General features: G+C 62.6%; 12 protein-coding genes. 5 read left to right on the forward strand and 7 right to left on the reverse strand.

The features are described 5' to 3' along the window. Positions 1–127: 127 nt before the first annotated feature. Positions 128–655 carry an SRPBCC family protein gene (locus IGS55_RS03965; RefSeq protein ID WP_230516085.1) on the forward strand — a complete coding sequence of 176 codons (528 nt, stop codon included), beginning with the start codon at positions 128–130 and terminating at the stop codon, positions 653–655. Positions 656–727: 72 nt separating this feature from the next. Here the strand turns inward: IGS55_RS03965 and IGS55_RS03970 are convergent, their stop codons facing one another. From IGS55_RS03970 to IGS55_RS03995, 6 genes are all read right to left on the reverse strand, one after another. Further along, positions 728–1741: a response regulator gene (locus IGS55_RS03970; RefSeq protein ID WP_230516086.1), complete on the reverse strand. Its 1014-nt coding sequence runs from the start codon at positions 1739–1741 to the stop codon at positions 728–730. Beyond that, positions 1734–2831: a hybrid sensor histidine kinase/response regulator gene (locus tag IGS55_RS03975; protein ID WP_230516087.1), complete on the reverse strand. Its 1098-nt coding sequence runs from the start codon at positions 2829–2831 to the stop codon at positions 1734–1736. Before IGS55_RS03975 ends, IGS55_RS03970 begins: the two co-directional genes overlap by 8 nt. 1 nt (position 2832) lies before the next feature. Next, on the reverse strand, positions 2833–4176 hold the full coding sequence (locus IGS55_RS03980) for a sensor histidine kinase (protein ID WP_230516088.1): 1344 nt from the start codon (positions 4174–4176) through the stop codon (positions 2833–2835). Beyond that, a complete protein-coding gene (locus IGS55_RS03985) occupies positions 4176–5570 on the reverse strand; it encodes a class I SAM-dependent methyltransferase (RefSeq protein WP_230516089.1) in 1395 nt (464 codons plus the stop codon). Before IGS55_RS03985 ends, IGS55_RS03980 begins: the two co-directional genes overlap by 1 nt. A 264-nt stretch (positions 5571–5834) precedes the next feature. Next, positions 5835–6860: an AraC family transcriptional regulator gene (locus IGS55_RS03990; protein ID WP_230516090.1), complete on the reverse strand. Its 1026-nt coding sequence runs from the start codon at positions 6858–6860 to the stop codon at positions 5835–5837. After that, positions 6860–7768 carry a GGDEF domain-containing protein gene (locus IGS55_RS03995; RefSeq protein ID WP_230516091.1) on the reverse strand — a complete coding sequence of 303 codons (909 nt, stop codon included), beginning with the start codon at positions 7766–7768 and terminating at the stop codon, positions 6860–6862. Before IGS55_RS03995 ends, IGS55_RS03990 begins: the two co-directional genes overlap by 1 nt. Positions 7769–8083: 315 nt before the next feature. On the opposite strand from IGS55_RS03995, the gene IGS55_RS04000 reads away from it, so the two are divergent. After that, entirely contained in the window at positions 8084–10612 is a 2529-nt protein-coding gene (locus IGS55_RS04000; RefSeq protein ID WP_230516092.1) for a TonB-dependent receptor, read from the forward strand. A 17-nt stretch (positions 10613–10629) separates the two neighbouring features. Next, on the forward strand, positions 10630–12498 hold the full coding sequence (locus IGS55_RS04005; protein WP_230516093.1) for a phytase: 1869 nt from the start codon (positions 10630–10632) through the stop codon (positions 12496–12498). Positions 12499–12579: 81 nt separating this feature from the next. On the opposite strand, the gene IGS55_RS04010 is transcribed toward IGS55_RS04005, so the two are convergent. Continuing rightward, positions 12580–12993 carry a hypothetical protein gene (locus tag IGS55_RS04010; RefSeq protein WP_230516094.1) on the reverse strand — a complete coding sequence of 138 codons (414 nt, stop codon included), beginning with the start codon at positions 12991–12993 and terminating at the stop codon, positions 12580–12582. 586 nt (positions 12994–13579) lie between these two features. Here IGS55_RS04010 and IGS55_RS04015 point away from each other — a divergent pair. Then, positions 13580–14458: an EamA family transporter gene (locus IGS55_RS04015; protein WP_230516095.1), complete on the forward strand. Its 879-nt coding sequence runs from the start codon at positions 13580–13582 to the stop codon at positions 14456–14458. 82 nt (positions 14459–14540) lie between these two features. Then, positions 14541–14948, forward strand: coding sequence for a c-type cytochrome (locus tag IGS55_RS04020; protein ID WP_230516096.1), 408 nt, complete (start codon positions 14541–14543; stop codon positions 14946–14948). Positions 14949–15007: the final 59 nt, after the last annotated feature.

The raw sequence follows: 15007 nt of genomic DNA on the forward strand, positions 1-15007 counted from the left end.
ACTGGGCGTGCAGGCGGTCCTGCGCAGAGCTGGTGCAAATAAAGGCCAACAGGCCGCGCACAGCCATTCATATCTGCTAAGATTGCCTAGATTCGTTCGCATCGACCATTCAAGATTTGGAGAGCATATGATCAAAAAAACCCTGCTGCTGATCGTTGTCGTCGTCGCCGCCATCCTCGGCTATGCCACCACCAAGCCCGACACCTTCAGTGTCCAGCGCGAAATCACCATCAAGGCCCCGCCCGAGAAAATCGCCGCCCTGATCACGGACTTCCATTACTGGGCCGCCTGGTCGCCTTGGGAAAAGCTCGATCCCGCCATGCGCCGCACGTTTACGGGCCCGGCCAATGGCCTGGGCGCGCAATATGCGTGGCAAGGCAATGACAAGGTGGGCGCCGGCCGCATGGAAATCACGGAAGCGGCCCGGCCCGAACGCACCGTCATCAAGCTGGACTTCCTCAAGCCCTTCGAAAGCCACAACACCACCACCTTTACCATGACACAAGAAGGCGACGGCACCAGGGTGAACTGGACCATGACGGGCCCCAGCCCTTACGTCAGCAAGGTGATGACGGTCTTCGTCAGCATGGACAGGATGATCGGCAAGGATTTTGAAAAAGGCTTGAACAACCTGAAGGCGGCTGCGGAACGCTAAGCCCGCTAGCAGCAAAAGGAAACAGGGCCCGCGCGGCCCTGTTTTACTTGGCGCCGCCTTGCGGGGGCATGCTCAGAACTGCTCGATCCAGGCGGCCAGGTGGTCTGGCGTAAGCGCCGGTTCAGCCTGCACTACCTTGCCCTGCAAGCCCAGTTCAGTCCTGCTCAACTGCAGGGACCAGCCGCGCCGCGCCAGCCACAGCAAGCTGGCCAGCCAGAACGAGTGGATGGACGAGACGGGCGTGGTGGTCGGTGTTTCCAGGAATTCCGTCAGCAGCCGTCCATCGAGGAACAGCGCCGTGCCGCCCTGGTTTTGCAGCGCCGCGCCGAATACGGGCAGCAGCATGTCGATCGCCTGCTCCACGCCACGCCCCGGATGCTCGCGCTCGAGCGTGTCGAGCTGCTGGCGCACGGCGGCGGCAAAGGCCGTGCCGCGGAACGCTTCCGAACTGACCAGGTCGGCATAATCCATCAGCAGCCAGTCCGGCTCGGGCGGCGTGACGCCGGCCGTCAGGGCCGCCGACAGATACGCTTCCACGGGCAGTTGCTGTTCCGGACCGGCCAGGCTGGCGCACAGGGCGTACAGGGTGCCGATGCGGTTGGCGACGGCTTGCCGCTGGCGCACCATCAGCTTTTCGCGCAACAACTGGGCGTGTTCATTGCGCAAGCGCGCCAGTTCCAGCGCCTGTTTGAGTTCCATGCGCAGGGCCGCGATATCCCACGGCTTCTGGATGTAGCGGTGGATCTGCCCCTGGTTGACGGCTTCCACCGTGTGCTCGAGCTCGGAATACGCGGTGGTCAAAATACGCACGATGTGCGGATGGCGGTCCCAGCAATACGACAGCAATTCGTTGCCGTAGGCGCCGGGCATGCGCTGATCCGACACCAGCACGGCGATGCGGTCGGCCTGCTCGTCGAGGATGCGCTTGCCCTCCTCGACCGAGGTGGCCGTCAGCACGTCGGCCAGCGGCGCGATGGCGCGCTGGAAGTATTTGAGGGCGTTGGCCTCGTCATCGACATAGAGTATCGTCGGCAAGCCTTGCGCCGGCTCACGCTGAGCCGGTAAACGCAGATTGGCGTCAATCATGCTCGTTCCTTATATGTACTGGAAAATTCAGGGTTACCGTGGTGGAGGTGCCAAACTCGGTGGCGATATCGAGGTTGCCGCCGAACGACTGCATCATGCGGTGGCAAAACACCATGCCCCAGCCCTTGCCTTCGCCGCCGCCGGCACTGACGGGGTCGATCAACAGCTGTTCCACAATCTCGGGGGCGATGCCGGCGCCATTGTCGCGCACCATGATGCGGCCGGCATCGATGCGGATGCCGATCGCCGGATGGGTTTGCTCGCCGGCCGAACGCAAGGCATTCGCCAGCACGGACGATAATATCAGCGCGACGCAATTGGGCGACTCGGCTATGGAAAAATCTTCGCCCACTTCGACCGTGATGGCGGCGCGCTGGGCCGCGCTCAAGGGATAGCTGTCGAGCAAGGCGTCCAGCAACTGGCGCGCGCTGCCGGCGCGGCGCCCGCCCTGCATGCCGGGCCCGGCGCTGGCCAGGCGCACCGTGTCGACAAAGCTGGCCAGAACGGACAAACAATAGCGCGCATTGTCGTGCATCAGGGCGGCCGCTTCGCCGATCTCGGCCTGCGGCGCGGCGTCCGCCTGCGCGCGCCGCGCGATGCCGCGCGCAAAATTGGCGATGGCCGCCAGCGGCGTGTTCAATTCATGCGCGAGGAAGGCCAGCGATTCCTCCATCGCCACCAGGCCCTGGCGGCGCGCGGCCCGTTCGCGGCCCGTCTGTACGGCCAGCTGCAGCGCCGTTTGCATGGCGGCCAGGTCGAGCGGCTTTTCCAGCAAACGGAACAAGGTGCCGCCGTTGATCAGCTCGAGCAGCACGTCCTTGTCCGCATAGGCGGTCACCAGCATGCAGACGATGTGCGGATAGCGCTGCGCCACTTCCTGCAGCAGCTCGCTGCCCAGGCGGTCCGGCATGCGGTAATCAGTGACGAGCACGTCGATCTGGCCGGCCTCGTCTTCCAGCAGGGCCAGCGCCGCATCGACGCTCTGCGCCGTCAATACGCGGTAACGGGGGCCGACGGCGCGCTCGAAATACTTGCAGGCGAGCGCTTCGTCGTCCACATACAGCACGCTGGCGCGGCTATCGCTGTCCATGCTAGCGGCCCTCCCAATCGGAGCGCTGCAAGTCGAAATTCATGCTGGCCCATTTGCCCAGCTCGCTTTCGGCGCTCAATGTTCCCCCGTGGCGCTCGATCACGCCATAGCTGATGCTCAAGCCCAAGCCCAGCCCCTGCCCCACTTCGCGCGTGGTAAAGAACGGCTCGAACACACGCGCCAGGTTTTCCGGAGCGATGCCGGGGCCGTTGTCGCGCACGCTGATGCGCAGGCGGTTGTCATCCCAGTGGGCCGTGATGCGGATCTCGAACGGCGGCGCATTGCCCTTGCGCATGGACAGCACGGCATTGCCCAGCAAGTTGATCAGCACGCCCACGATGGCCGCCTCGTCGCCGCGCACCAGTGTGTCGACCGGCAAGTCGTGGCTGATGCTGACATTTTTCGTCTCATGGCCCACGAGGCGGATGGCCGCGTCGAGCGCGCTGCGGAACTGGAAGTGTCCCGTTTCCAGCTGGTTCCCGCTCTTGCGGTAGGCAAAGGTCTTCAAGTCGGACACGATGTGCTGCACGCGCAGCATGCCCTGTTTGGCGTCGGCCAGGCATTCGCTGACCAGCGCGCTTTGCTTGGCGGCCGGGTCTTCGATGGCCACTTCGATGGCCATCATGCAGAAATTCACGGGGTTATTGACTTCATGCAGCATGCCGGCGGCCAGGGTGCCGATGGCGGCCATCTTCTCCTGTTGCAGCATCTGTCCCTTGATATCGGCCAGGCTTTTATTCGTTTCTTCCAGCTGCGTGTTCTTTTGCGCCACTTCCGCCTTCAACTGGAACAGCATGAAGCGGGCGCGCTCATTGAAATACGTAAAGACGGCGCTGATGCTGGCCGACATGATGAGGAACAGACAGTTGACGACAAACGTGCCCGGCAAGTCGAAGCCGCCCGCATGCCAGGCGCAGGCGCCCACGTACAGCAGGCAGGAGATGGCGCCGAAGACCATGTTTTGCCACAGGCCGAAAGCGAGCACGATGCCCGACGAATAGATGGCCAGGGTCATGCCCACGTAATAGATCGAGGTGGCGCCTTCCGTGATGGCGATCATCCAGGCGATCATGATTTGCGGCAGGATCAGCCAGACAAACGTCAGCCCCTGGATGCGGTCCTGCGCCCAGCGCGTGCGCATGGCCAGCACGACGCAAAAGATCAGCACGGACACGACGATGCGCGCGCTGGTAAACGCCGATTGCTTGTCCGGATACAGTGCCGAATCGAGGCCCATCCCCAGCAGGATCAGCACGATGCCCGTGTACGCCCCGCCGCGGCTGAATTCCAGGCGGAAGTCGCGCAAAACGGCCGTGTAGCCGGCGTGCAGGCCTGGAGTATCCATCAAGGAATGCTCACTTCCGCGAACACATTCACGCCCGTCGCGTCGACATAGATTTTCGGCTCCGTCGCATGCTCGGGCAGCAAGGCCGACAGGCCCGCTTCATTGCGATAGATCAAATGCCACTCGAGCAAATGTTCCATGCCGAACTTGCCCGGGTTGTTGGCGTGCACATTGGTGACGAGCAAACGTCCGCCCGGCCCCACGCGCGAGGCGAAGTGCATCAACAGGCGCGCGCACACCTTGTCGGACAGGTAGTCGAACAGGCCGGCGCAATACACGGCGTCAAAACTGCCGGGCAAGCCCGTGATGCCCGAGCCATGGCGGCGCTTGAGCAGGTTATGCACGGAATCGTGCACATAATCGATCTCGACCACACGCCCCGTGCGCTGCATGATGGTGGCCAGGCGCGCGCGCGTCCAGTCCAGGGTCTCGCTGCTGAAGTCGACCAGCTCGAAGGCCAGCCATTGCGCATCGGGGCATGTCTCGAGAAAACGCTGCACCTCGATGGCCGGGCCGCAGCCCACGTTGAGCACTTTGTACACACGCCCCGCGGCACGCGCCGCGGCCGCCTTTTCAGCCAAAAATTCCGTCAGGATATCGATGCGGTTGCGGTGCGCCGTCGCCACGGCCGCCTGCAAAAAGGCCGCATTGACGATCTGAAAATACGTGCTTGGGCCCTGGCGCGGATCGTCGAGCAGCTGGTTGACCATCTGGTAATCGCCCGCATAGCCGAGCGGCTTGGTAAACGTGCGGAAGACGAACGGCGCGCGCAGGATCAAAGGATGCAGCGCCGCCTGGGCGAATGCGCGGTGGGCCGGTGCCCGCTCTTCCTCGACGAGCGAGGCTTCCACCTCGAGCTGGCGCAAGTAAAGCTGGGTCTGCTCCATCAGCGGCAAGGCCAGTTCATCGAAGATATCGGGGCGCAGCCGGCCGTTTTCCTTGGGCAGCGAGTCGGACAAGTCGACCTGCTCGACCCAGCGCGCCACTTCCGACAGGAAGGCACGCATTTCGTTGACGACGATCTGGTAGTCGCGGCGGATGCGGAAGCGCTCGCCCCAGCCGGCCACAAAGGCGCTGGACTCTTTCGCCACGGCGCCCTTGACGACGACCACGTCGCTCAATTCGCGCCACTCGTCGATCAGGGTCACGGAAACGATGGCGGTCAGGCCCGTGTTGACGCTGCTGATGACGACGGCCTTGCCGACGTAGGCGTTTTTCGCCCCCATGCGCACCGTCACGTCATTGAGCACCTCGCTGACCTGCACAATCGAGTATGGATTGTAGATTTCCATGACCAGCGAATTGCGCTGCAAGTTAAAAATCGTGCCGCGCACCGCCTCACCTTGGGTGTTGCGGAAACTGACGACTGGATCGATCTGCGATTGTGAATACACGATTGAGCATTATCAAGTTGCCCGGTTTCCGGCGCACCACACTGGTGACACCAGATTCCTGGCTGGGTTAAGGCACGGCACACCGGTCGTTTGCCGCCGGCTCCGCCATCGCAATGTCGGTATTGCGGCGTCGCGCGACGCCGTGCCGGAGCGCCTCAAAGCGCATCTGTTCGCTCTCTGATCGAGTGTACTATGGATGTAGCAGAACGGGCAATTGTTCCCTCAGGAACGACTGCCCGTGGCGCTGGCGCGCAACGCCGGCGCTCATCCCGCGACGAACAAGGCCAGCGCATGACGCAGCAACTGCGGCGTTTGCCCCGTCCAGCGCTTGAACGAGCGGCGAAAGTTGGTGGCATCATGAAAGCCGAGGTAGGCGGCCACGGCATCGTTGTCGTAGCCATGCGCCTGGAACAGATAAATCGCCTTGTGCGCGCGCACCTGGTCCAGCTCGGCCTGAAAATGCGTGCCATGGCGCGCCAGGTGGCGCTTCAGGGTGGCGGGACTGACGCCAAACTCCTGCGCCGTGTGCTCCAGAGTTGGCGCGCAGCGGATATTGGCCAGCAGATAGTCGTACAGCGCACCGAGCAGGCTCGCTGCCGGCACGGGCGCCAGGGCCGCCGCGCGCAAGGCCAGCGCGGCCGCCGTGGCATTGCCGCGCGGCCAGGGTTTGTCGAGCCAGTTGGAATCGATGAGCATGGCGTCGACCTGGCAATCGAAACGCAGGGACTGCCCCAGGTGCACCTCGTGCTGCTCCACATGACGGGGCCGCGCGCGGTTGAAGCAGAAGCGCCACGGCAAAGACTCTCCGGCCAGCCAGCGGCACATGGCCGCCAGCGCCGTCATGTGCATTTCCACCAGAAATGGCAGCTGGCTCGGCGCGCCGAACGCGTCGACCCAGTACAGCACGTGCATGTCGCCCGCCTCTCGCAAGCGCGGTTGTAGCAGCGGACACAGCAAGGTATGAAAGTCGCACAGGATGGTCAATGCCTGGCGCAGGTTCTGCGCCTGCAGCAAGGCATGGCTGGCGGCGCCGTAATGGCCGGGCAGCATTTGCTGGCCCAGCATGAAGCTCGTGTCGGCACTGTCCAGGCCGCGCGCCACGTTGGCCAGCAATTGCAGGTATTGCGCGGCGCTGACCTGGCTTTCCGCGGACGGCAGCGCGCCGCCATCAAGGCCCGTGCCCTTGAGCAGCGGCGCCGTGGCCAGCTCGCGGCTGCGCGCGTAATCGAGCACCAGCGCCGGCTGGTGATGGGCTGCGATGCTGGGGTCGCTTTGCTGGTTCAGCGACATCAGGCAGGCGCGGCGGTGCCGGCCCTGGAACTGGCGCTCCGGCCCGGCGTTTCAACGGCACGGCTCAGCTCGGCCAGCACCACTTCCGGCACGCCATCGGTGAGCGAGCAGGCATGGCGCAGGCTCAGGCGGATTTCACGGTTGTCGTTGGCATGGTGGCGCATCTGCCCCACCATGGCGCACAGGTGGCGCGCCTTCACTGCCGCATCCTCGCGCGACACGCCAGGCATCAGCACGGCGAAGCGGTCGCCCGCATAGCGGCACAGCAAATCGTCATTGCGCAAATTCAGCAGCAGCATGTGGCCCACGGCTTGCAGCACGCGGTCACCTTCGCGGTGGCCGTATTCGCGGTTAATCAGGTGAAAGCTGTCGATATCGAGCAAGATCAGCGCGCAATCGAGACCGGGACGGCGCTCCTGCTCCAGGCGCATCTGCGTGCGCAGGTAGCTGGCGTCGGCCAGCTGCGTGATGCGGTCGAAGGCGCGGTGGTCGCGGAACAGGCGTTCGCGCTTTTGCAGATGCTCGTTCAGGCGGAACTGTTCCTGGCGCCAGTAATACATGCCGATCGTCACCAGCAGCATGCCAAACGGAATCAAGCCTTCGAGCCAGTTATCCCACACGGCGCTCTTGTCAACGGCGAAGAATTCGTCAAGGCAATCGGCCCAGGAGCCCAGCATGATGGCGCACAGGCCGCCGGCGATCAGACTCGTCACCAGCCCGCGCGGCCGGCTGCTGAGGGTAAACAAAAACCAGGTGCCCGCCATGACGGCCGTGCCGCCTTCGCAGACGATATCCATCCACTTCCAGATGGCGAATGGTTTAAGGTGTCCCAGTGTGGCATACAGGAACAAGAACAGGGGCAAGGCCAGTGCGGCGGCAATCAGGCTGTTACGGTGCAATGGCAGCATGTGGGAAAACCTTTAAAAGTGGTGCTGTCGCCACGATAGCGCCCGCCCATGACGGCACGATGACATGCCCCACGCCCGTGCGGCAGGTGCAAACGGCTCATCATTACCTTGGGCGCTCATGCAAATACGGCATGCCACGCCCCATGTGCCCGCGACCGGCAGGTCATTTCAGCTCACCACGCTCCATTTCCAGCCGGAAAGCGTTCACGGGCCGTTGTTTTCAGGGTGGCAAGCCCTTGCCTGTCACGCAACCGTCATATTTGCTGCCTAGAATCCGCCCGGTTCCTTCCCCTAACCGAGCTCTTCATGAAAACCATGCACACTTCGTTACCCTCCCCGCTGCGCCTGACGGCCCTGGCCCTCGGCATCATGGCCGTCTTCAGCGGTCAAAGCCATGCGCAAGCGCAAGATGCGGATGGCCAGCCAGCCGCCACCGTGGTCGTCAGCGGCCAGCGCGCCAGCCTGCGCAATGCCATCGCGGCACAAGAGAAAGCCGACAACATCATCAGCGTCATCAGCAGCGACGATATCGGCGGCTTGCCCGACAAAAACGCAGCCGAGGCGCTGGCGCGCTTGCCGGGCGTGTCCGTGCAGCGCGACCAGGGCGAAGGCCGCTACATCACGGTGCGCGGCCTGGGTCCGGACTTGAATGCCGTCACCATCAACGGCGCCCTCGTGCCGTCGCCGGAAGCGGGCCGCCGCGCCGTGGCGCTCGACATCCTGCCTGCCGGTCTGATCCGCACCCTGGAAGTCTCGAAGACTTTACTTCCTGAAATGGACGCCAACTCGCTGGGCGCCACGGTCGAAGTGAAATCGCTGTCCGCCTTCGACTTGCCGGGCAAGCTGCTGTCGGCCAACGTGGGCGCCAGCTACGACGAAAAGACGGGCAAGACCAGCCCCAGCGGCGGCGCCCTGTGGGCCCAGCGCTTCCTCGACGGCAAGCTGGGCGTGGCCGCCGGCCTGAGCGCGGAAAAGCGCTCGTTCGGCTCCGATGACGTGGAAACGGGCGGCGCCTGGAGCAAGGGTAAATTGTCCGGCCTGGAATTGCGCGACTACCTGCCCGTGCGCAAGCGCGGCGCCCTGGCCGTCAACCTCGATTACCGTCCCGAAGCGGGCAACAGCTGGTTCTTGCGCTCGTTCGTCAGCGAGTTTTCCGACAATGAAGTGCGTGACCGCCTGACCATCAGCAATATCGCGGGCGGCAGCCTGGCCGAAGACCAGACGGCCAGCGCGCGCGCCGAGCGCCGCATCCGCCAGCGCAAGTACACGCAGCAAGTACGCTCGCTCGTGCTGGGCACGCAACAGAAATCGGGCGACTGGACCCTGGACGTGAAAGGCGGCATGAGCCGCGCCACGGAAGACACGCCGGAATCCCTGAACGATGGCCGTTTCCGCGGCACCAGCAATTTCGCCGGCATCAGCTTTACGGATACGCAGGCGCCGACATTGAGCGGCCCCGCCTCGCTGTACGATCCGGCCAGCTACGCGCTCAACGCCATCACCCTGCAAAAGCGCTACTCGAAGGACAATGAACACCATGCGCGCATCGACCTGGCGCGCAAGTTCGACATCGCCACGCTGAAGTTCGGCGCCAAAGTCAGCCGCCGTGAAAAGACCAATGACACGGATCAATGGGCGTATAACAGCAGCAAGGCCACCAGCGGCAACTATTGGGGCGCTGGTTCCACGTCGATGAGCAATTTCGTGCAGGGCCACAATCTCGACTACGACCTGGGCAACATCGGCGTGGCGCTGGACCCGGCCCTGATACGCGCCCGCGTGGCGGGACTGGACCGCGCCAAGGCGCGCCTGTCCACGGAATCGATCATCAACGACTACCGCATGCATGAAGACATCAACGCCATGTATGTGCAAAACAGCTACGACTTCGACGCCTGGCACATCCTCGGCGGCGTGCGTGCCGAACGTACCAGCTTTGAAGCGGCTGGCTCGCAAGTGGACAGCGCCGGCGTCGCCACGGCCTTGACGCGCGAACGTTCGTACACCAACTGGCTGCCCAACCTGCAAACCCGTTATGACGTGGATCAAAAGACCAGCGTGCGGGCCGCCTGGACGCAAGCCGTGGTGCGCGCCAATTTCAGCCAGCTGGCGCCCGGCATCAGCCTGGCCAGCAACACGGAAGCCGTGATCGGCAACCCGGACTTGAAACCGCTGAAGGCGAACAACCTGGACCTCGGTATCGAGCGCGTGCTGGGCAATGATGGCGTGATGTCGGCCTACGGCTTCTACAAGGACATCAAGAATTTTACCTACACGACGAATCTGGCCGGCACCGGCCAATGGGCGGGCTACACGACGGCCACATCGTATGCGAACGGCGACGCGGCCAAAGTCAAAGGCATCGAACTGGCCTACACGCAGCCGCTGCGCATGCTGCCGGCGCCATTCAATAAATTCCTCGTCGGCGTGAATGGCACCCTGAGCACCTCGAGCGCGCAAATCGGCCGCTTCGACAAAGCCGGCAACAAGCAGATGCACCGCGACATCCGCCTGCCGGGCCAGTCGAACCAGGTGATGAACTTGATGCTGGGTTATGAAACAGGCCCGGTCAGCGCCCGCCTGGCACTCAACTACAAGTCGCCGTACCTGCTGGAAATGGGCAACGACATCCTTGACCAAAGCCAGGACCATATCGTCGCCAGCCAGAAACAGCTCGATTTTTCGCTGTCGTACCAGATCAACAAGCAGTTCCAGATACTGTTCGAAGCGGCGAACCTGAACAACGAGAAATACTATGTCTACCAGGGCACGAAGCAATACAACGTGCAGAACGAACAATACGGCCGCACTTTCAAAGTGAGCCTGAAAGCCAGCGCCTTCTGATGATGATTTCAATGAACATGAATAACATAAAAGAAACCGTACTCTGCAGCGCTTTGCTGGCTGCTTTTTGCCTCGCAGGCATGGCGCAAGCGGCGCCTGCCCAAGCTGTCCCTTCATTCACGCAGGAAGCGGAAGAGCTGGCGCGCCTGCCCGGCGGCGGCTGGTTGACCCTGGACAAGCATGGCTTGCGCCTGTTTAACGCCAGCGGCCAGGAGCAGGACCGCATCGCCGTGCGCGCCAAGCAGCTCGACACGCGCAGCGACGGCAATAAAGTGCTGGCCGTGTTCCTGGAAGCGGACACGCAGCGCCCGCTGCCCGTGTCCGTCGACGTGCAGGCCGGCAAGCTCAATCGCCTGGCGCCGTTCCCCGTGCCCACCTTTTCCGTGGAAGCGTCGTGTTTGTACCGTGACGCCCAGCAACTCGACCATCTGTTCTTGATCGGCAAGGATGGACAAGCGGAACAGTGGGTGATGCAGGGCGAACAGCGCAGCCTGGTACGCAAACTGGCTCTGCCGCCGCACGCCAAGCATTGCCGCGCCGACGATGGCGCCCAGCGCCTGCTGGTCAGCGAGGCCAACATGGGCGTGTGGTCGTATGAAGCCGATTCGGAAGGCATGGGCAAGCGCGAAGTGGTGGCCCTGCGCAAGCCATATGGCCAGCTGGACGGGGGCGCCGGCGCGCTGGCCGTGCTGCCGGGCGGCGTGGCCGTGCTCGACAGCAAGGCGGACAAGCTGCACCTGGTCGCCCATCAGGCGGGCAAGTGGACGGCCCAGCTGCCGCAAGCCGTGGCCTTGAACGTGCGCAAGGGCGACAGCCAGCTGGCACTCGACGGAAATTCCTTGATGTTGCGCGGCAAAAACGGTTGGCAAGCGCGGCCATTGAAGTGGAATGGCAAGGCGGAAGCGGTGCCTGCGGTTGCCATCATCGCCCCGCAAGCCCAAACGGAACCGATGGCGCGCCAGGGCGACGCGGCCGACGACCCGGCCATCTGGCTGTCCGGCAACCCTGCCGACGCGCGCATCCTCGGCACCAACAAAAAGCAGGGGCTATTGGTCTACGGCCTGCAAGGCAAGCAGACCCAGTTGCTGGAAGTGGGACGCCTGAATAACGTCGATGTGCGGCAAAACATCAGCCTTGGCGGCGGCAAGGTCGACCTGGCCGTCGCCACCCAGCGCGACGACAACAGCATGATGCTGTTCACAATCAATGCCGATGGCGTCGTGGCGGAAGCGGGCCGTTTCCCGACCGGACTGAAAAGCATCTACGGCATGTGCTTGTACCAGCCAGCCGGCGGCGGCGTGGAAGCGTTCATCAACGATAAAGATGGTACCTTCCAGCAATACAGCATCGGCCTGGAAGGCAACAAGTTCAGTGCCACCCTCTTGCGCAGCTTCAAGGTCGCCACCCAACCGGAAGGCTGCGTGGCCGACGACGCCAACGCCAGATTGTTCCTGGGCGAGGAAACCCGCGGCATCTGGACCACCTCGGCCGACGCCGCCAAGCCCGACGCCCTCACCATGGTCTTGCCCGTGGGCGCACAGCTGACGGCCGACGTGGAAGGCATGGCCATCTATCGCAAGCCGGGCGGCAAGGCTGATTCTGGCTACCTGATCGTCTCCAGCCAGGGCGACAACAGCTACGTCGTGCTCGATGCCAAAGCCCCCTACAAGGTGCGCGGCCGTTTCAAGGTGGGCTTCAATTTACCGGCAGGCATCGACGGCACCTCGGAAACGGATGGCCTGGACGTGACCTCCGCCAACCTGGGCGGCGCGTACGCGCAAGGCATGCTGGTGATCCAGGACGGCTACAAGCGTTTGCCCGATGGGCCACAGAACTTCAAGTATGTGGCGTGGGGCGATGTGGCGAAGGCGTTGAAGCTGGAATAATCAGGAAGAAGCGGGGTCGGGCCTGCCGGGGAATGCGCACCAATGGGGCGCATTCCCATCCCGAAGAGGCCGGTCCCAGCACTATGTGCGCGGCATATCGATATGAAATGGCAGGCGCTTGCCGCACAAGTCCACCATGCCCGTCACGAGCAGGCGCCCTGCCGACAATTCGACAATGTTGACAGCCGATACGTCGCCGTATTCCATCATATAGATACCCGATTCCTCTGCATCGGGATGCGTATCGAGCATTCCGATCGCAAGCGTAGCTTCCTGCCCTTCCGGTATGCGCAAGCCGTGCAGGAAAAAAACCGGCGGATACAGCGCCCACGACCATTCCGCATCGTCCGGCTCGGTCAAGCGCATGAACACATCATCGTCACCATGGATATCGATATTGAGCTCCAGCATACCCTTGCCATGAGCGTCCAGATTAATGCTTGATTTCGCTACATCCACTTCAAAATTGGTGTCACCGATACTAAAAACAGTCATTCAATACTACTCCCAAGTTACAGGTAAATGGACGCGACAGGTAGCAAGAAATACAGGGCAGCCCCGTCGGCCGCGAAACCAGAAGGATAAAGCCGTCAATCACGGCTATCGTGCCGACACCCTATTTTTATCCTTTTAACCATGTTCGTACCATCATTGTCAACGCGCGCCAAAATGAGGTCAAACCTCATCGCCTTTAAGAATGCCGGTGAACGCAAGAAAAGGCCGCTTACTCCGAAAAAAAGCCAAAACCTGTAACGTCCGCTTCCACCGTATTGTGTTGAAGAAGTCGAGCGGCAACAATTTCGGGAGATCTCAGACTTCCAAACAGAAGATGATCGTTCAATAGCGGCGGTTCTGGCCAGTCTAGGCTGGCAGGATTTCTATCTAATCGTTTACATACCCGCGTTTTTCAAGACAATAGGCCATTAGCAAACAATTCTACAGCTGTAGCGTATTTTGCAACAGGGCATCAAAAAAAAGAAACCTCGATGCGCTAGCCATGCCAGCAACTACCCAGTTAAATCTCCCCGGCTTACCAATCTGCCAGCGACTGCCAGCCTCAAGCATATTAAAATACCGTCCCATGACCTCCCCCGCCTCGACCTCTTCCCTTCCCGACAGCATCCTGCTCCCTTCCCTGGCCGTATTGGGAGGGCAGATTTCCGTCAATCTGGGGGCGGCGATTGCGAAGAATCTGTTTCCCGTCATTGGCGTGGAAGGGATTACGGCGTACCGGGTGGGGTTTTCGGCGCTGATCTTGCTGGCGATTTTCCGGCCGTGGCGCTACCGGCTGACGCGCAAGGATGTACTCAATTTGCTCGTCTACGGTTCCGTGCTGGGGCTGATGAACTTGCTGATTTACCGGGCATTTGCGCTGATACCGATCGGCATCGCGGTCGCCATCGAGGTGACGGGGCCGCTGGCCGTGGCCATGCTGTCGTCGCGCCGGCCGCGCGATTTGCTGGCCGTGGCTTGCGCCGTGTTCGGCTTGTATCTGCTGTTGCCCCTGCAAGGCAACCCCGGCAGCCTGGACCCTGTCGGCGTGGCGTATGCGCTGGGGGCGGCGCTGTGCTGGGCGCTGTACATCATTTTCGGCAAGCGGGCATCGACCTTGCAAGGCGGCCAAGCCGTGGCCTGGGGCATGACGGTGGCGGCCATGGTGACGGTGCCCATCGGCATCACCTATTCGGGCACGGCACTGCTGGCGCCATCGATTGCGCTGATGGGCCTGGCAATCGCCATGCTGTCCAGCGCCCTGCCGTACTCGCTGGAAATCTTTGCCTTGCGCCGCTTGCCGCAAGGCGTGTTCGGCATGTTCAGCAGCGCGGCACCGGCCGTCAGCGCGCTGGCCGCCATGGTGGTACTGGGAGAAATGCTGAGCTTGACGCAGTGGCTGGCCATCGCCTGCATCGTGTTTGCGTCGGCCATGGCGGCGCTCGGCGCACAGGGCGGCAAACGCTAGCGGTGCTCGACGGGCAGGCAGGTTTTGATGCCCGCCTGTAAAATGCGTCATTGCTTGCCATATCGCGCACTCTGTCCCACCGATGACATCGACACTTCTTTTTCGCCTGCTCTCCCCTTTCGCTACCGCAGCCGTGCTGCTGGCGCCAGCCGCCGTCGCGCAGGCTGCCGCTCCGGCCGCCCTCACCGGCAATGCGGAAGCGGGCAAGGCCGCGTTTCGCAAGTGCGCTTCCTGCCACCAGGTAGGACCATCGGCGCGCGGCGGCTTTGGCCCCAAGCTGTCGGGCGTGATCGGTCGCAAAGCCGGCGCCACCACCGACTACAAATACTCGGCGGCCATGAAAAACGCGAATATCGTCTGGACCGAGCAAAACCTGGCCGCCTTCCTCAAGGCGCCCAGCGATTTCATTCCCGGAAACAACATGCGCTTCTGGGGCATCGGCAATGCGCAGCAGGTGGCCGACTTGCTGGCCTACCTGCGCACGCAGTAAGCCCAGCCCATAACGCATGCACGGACAGGCGCATACCGCATCCCGCCCATGAAGCCGGA

Source organism: Janthinobacterium sp. EB271-G4-3-2, assembly GCF_020858035.1.
GTDB classification, from domain to species: Bacteria; Pseudomonadota; Gammaproteobacteria; order Burkholderiales; family Burkholderiaceae_D; genus Janthinobacterium; species Janthinobacterium aestuarii.

Excerpts from the sequence above, each read along its gene's own strand:
- IGS55_RS04000 (WP_230516092.1), top strand. The coding sequence starts at position 8,084 with ATGCACACTTCGTTACCCTCCCCGCTGCGCCTGACGGCCCTGGCCCTC.
- IGS55_RS03965 (WP_230516085.1), top strand. The coding sequence starts at position 128 with ATGATCAAAAAAACCCTGCTGCTGATCGTTGTCGTCGTCGCCGCCATC.
- IGS55_RS03975 (WP_230516087.1), bottom strand. The coding sequence starts at position 2,831 with ATGGACAGCGATAGCCGCGCCAGCGTGCTGTATGTGGACGACGAAGCG.
- IGS55_RS03980 (WP_230516088.1), bottom strand. The coding sequence starts at position 4,176 with ATGGATACTCCAGGCCTGCACGCCGGCTACACGGCCGTTTTGCGCGAC.
- IGS55_RS04010 (WP_230516094.1), bottom strand. The coding sequence starts at position 12,993 with ATGACTGTTTTTAGTATCGGTGACACCAATTTTGAAGTGGATGTAGCG.
- IGS55_RS04020 (WP_230516096.1), top strand. The coding sequence starts at position 14,541 with ATGACATCGACACTTCTTTTTCGCCTGCTCTCCCCTTTCGCTACCGCA.
- IGS55_RS03990 (WP_230516090.1), bottom strand. The coding sequence starts at position 6,860 with ATGTCGCTGAACCAGCAAAGCGACCCCAGCATCGCAGCCCATCACCAG.
- IGS55_RS03970 (WP_230516086.1), bottom strand. The coding sequence starts at position 1,741 with ATGATTGACGCCAATCTGCGTTTACCGGCTCAGCGTGAGCCGGCGCAA.
- IGS55_RS04005 (WP_230516093.1), top strand. The coding sequence starts at position 10,630 with ATGAATAACATAAAAGAAACCGTACTCTGCAGCGCTTTGCTGGCTGCT.
- IGS55_RS04015 (WP_230516095.1), top strand. The coding sequence starts at position 13,580 with ATGACCTCCCCCGCCTCGACCTCTTCCCTTCCCGACAGCATCCTGCTC.
- IGS55_RS03995 (WP_230516091.1), bottom strand. The coding sequence starts at position 7,768 with ATGCTGCCATTGCACCGTAACAGCCTGATTGCCGCCGCACTGGCCTTG.